Origin of the sequence: Henriciella sp. (genome assembly GCF_049649345.1) — a bacterium.
Taxonomy (GTDB): Bacteria; Pseudomonadota; Alphaproteobacteria; order Caulobacterales; family Hyphomonadaceae; genus Henriciella.
This window is the reverse complement of sequence record NZ_JBARZC010000369.1, coordinates 1-2,556: the sequence shown is the minus strand read 5'-3', so window position 1 is coordinate 2,556 and position 2,556 is coordinate 1. Positions and strand designations below refer to the sequence as shown.

The 2,556-nt window shown below is 61.6% G+C and carries 4 protein-coding genes; 2 read left to right on the top strand and 2 right to left on the bottom strand.

What is annotated here, in order from left to right:
* The first annotated feature begins 196 nt into the window (after positions 1-196).
* On the top strand, positions 197-349 hold the full coding sequence (locus WA989_RS10115; protein ID WP_424340377.1) for a hypothetical protein: 153 nt from the start codon (positions 197-199) through the stop codon (positions 347-349).
* A 97-nt stretch (positions 350-446) separates the two neighbouring features.
* Complete coding sequence (locus WA989_RS10110) at positions 447-1,070, top strand: lysophospholipid acyltransferase family protein (protein WP_424340376.1); 624 nt, start codon at positions 447-449, stop codon at positions 1,068-1,070.
* 12 nt (positions 1,071-1,082) lie between these two features.
* Here WA989_RS10110 and WA989_RS10105 read toward each other — a convergent pair whose 3' ends face one another.
* Both WA989_RS10105 and WA989_RS10100 read right to left on the bottom strand, forming a co-directional pair.
* The gene (locus WA989_RS10105; RefSeq protein ID WP_424340375.1) at positions 1,083-2,102 is read right to left on the bottom strand and encodes an NADP-dependent oxidoreductase; all 1,020 of its coding nucleotides are present in this window, start codon (positions 2,100-2,102) and stop codon (positions 1,083-1,085) included.
* 267 nt (positions 2,103-2,369) lie between these two features.
* Positions 2,370-2,556: Hsp33 family molecular chaperone HslO (locus WA989_RS10100; RefSeq protein WP_424340374.1), on the bottom strand; the 187-nt coding region annotated here is incomplete at its 5' end.

Genomic DNA, 2,556 nt, shown 5'->3' with positions numbered 1-2,556 from the left:
AGGTGCGCCAGTCGCCGGCCGGCGGCATCTGGGCCAGGCGCGCCGTCAGTGGCCATGACAGGGCCTCGCTGTCAGGCGGCACGGGGTTGGCAATTGTCGACCATGGCAGGGCTTATAGCCGGGCGCGGTCCCTGTCGGAGCGATTGCCAACCCGGCGCCTTTTGCCAGGGTTCGGCCGCGAAGGAGGACGCAAATCATGTTCCTGTTCCTGCTCTGGTGGTGCGTTGACGATCATTTGGCTGCCGCGCTCGAAGCACCGGGCCTCGGCACGCTGCCGATCTGGGTGCCGCTGATCCTGTCCCTCGCTTTCAGTTTCACGCTTCAGGGCGCGGTCAAGCGCAAGGGCTGAAGCCGGAGGCGCCGCAAATTCCCCGAAATGGCGTATCGTTCTGCCATTCCCGCACAGATTGCTGGTTCATCGCTCCGGTTCAGACCAGACTGTGGCGATGGCGGGCAAGAACCCTTTATCCGGCGATCGCCCGAAGCCCTCTCCGCGCCGCGGTGTCACCGCCTCTGTCTGGCGGCAAGTGTGCGCCCTCACGCTCGCAGCGGCGGGATGGAAACTGGAGGGCGACTGGCCGGACGCGCCAAAAGCGGTTCTCGTGGCCGCGCCTCACACCTCGAACTGGGATGGACTCTGGATGCTCGCAGCGGCGGGATTCTACCGGGCGAAACTTCGCTGGATGGGAAAGCAGTCACTCGTCGACAATCCGTTGGGATGGCTCGTCAGATGGCTCGGCTGCGTGCCCGTCGATCGCAAGGCCGCCACCGACATGGTCGAGCAGATGGCAGAGGCCTTTGCGCAAAGCGACCGGCTGATCCTCGCAGTCGCACCCGAAGGCACGCGGGCGGCAACAGACAGCTGGAAGAGCGGGTTCTATCGCATCGCCATGGGCGCAGAGGTGCCGCTTCTCATCACCATCCTCGACTATGGCACACGCACGATCCGCGTCGGCGGTCTGTTCCAGCCAACCGGCGATTATGAGCGCGACCTGCCGCTCATCAAGGCATACTATGTCGGCGCGAAGGGGCGCCACGCCAGCCAGTTCAGTGTGAGCGAAAACCCCTGAAGAACCGACCGGCTAGTCCGGCTCGGAAACCTTCACGACGAGCTTGCCAAGATTCTTGCCGGTGAAGAGACGCTCCAGCGATGCCGGTGCGTTCTCAAGTCCATCGACGACATCGGTCTCAAACTTGATCTTGCCTTCCATCAGCCACTGCGCCATGGCCTGCATGCCTTCGGCAAACCGGTCCATATAGTCAGTGACGATAAAGCCCTTTAGGGTCACATGCCGCATCAGGAGCATCGAGAAGTTGTAAGGCCCCGGCACCGGCTCGGTCGCATTGTAGGATGAGATCAGGCCGCACAACGGCATGCGCGCGAAGTCGTTGAGACGGGTCAGGATCGTGTCCATGATCTCGCCGCCAACATTCTCGAAATTGATATCGATGCCGTCCGGACAATGCGTATCGAGCGCCGCACCGACATCTTCGCTCTTGTAGTTTATGGCGGCATTGAAGCCTGCTGTCTCTGTCAGCCAGCGGCATTTCTCGTCAGAGCCGGCAATGCCGACCACGCGGCACCCCTGGATCTTGCCGATCTGACCGACCATGGACCCGACAGCCCCGGCCGCAGCGGATACGACCAACGTCTCGCCCGCCTTGGGCTTGCCGATGTCCATCAGGCCGAAATAGGCCGTCATACCCGTCATGCCGAGCGGGCCCATAAAGGCGGTCAGCGGAACGCCTGGAAGCTCAGGAAGCTTGGTCACCTCCGCGCCGGGCTTCACATGATAGAGCGACCAGGTGCCGAGACCTGTATTGACGATGTCACCCGGCTCAAGACCGTCGAACCGGCTCTCCTCAACGATCGAAATCCCGCCGCCGCGCATCGGATCACCGATTTCGACAGGCGGCATGTACTGATCACGATCAGACATCCAGATCCGGTTGGTCGGATCGAGCGAAAGATAAAGCGTCCGGATCCGGACTTCGCCCTCTTCGACAGCGCGGACCGGCGCTTCGACAAAGTTCAGATCTCCCTCGCCGACATCGCCGACTGGCCGCTTGCGCAGCATCCATATCTTGTTCGTGATCGCCATCCTTGCCTCCCGGTTATTGTGGTTGGCGCCGAGCCTATCGCCCGCCAGTCACAACGGCCAGACGTGACGTAGGGGATGATGCAAGACCGGGAAAAGTGCAGCCAAATTGGAACCATTTGCCCTGCCCGGGCATATAGTCTTTGCATACTCCAGAAGGGGTAACGCACTTTCGGGTCGCTTCAGCTTGCAGAATGCAGGGTGGGTACCTCTTAAAAAAATGTCCCCCAAGACAGGCGCGCTCTCCTCCCTCCCAGAGCGCGCTATTTTTTAATTCAGAGACCCTGTCACCGCCGTAATCGGGATGTCGTAATGGCGCGCGCAGAACTGGCAGTCGACCTTCAGCGTGCCGTCCGGTTCAACCATCTCACGCAAGGACTCGTCCGGCATGCCGGACAGGGTCTGGATCAGCCTCTCCTCGTTGCAGGTACACCGGTCGAGCAGCGATCGCGGCGTC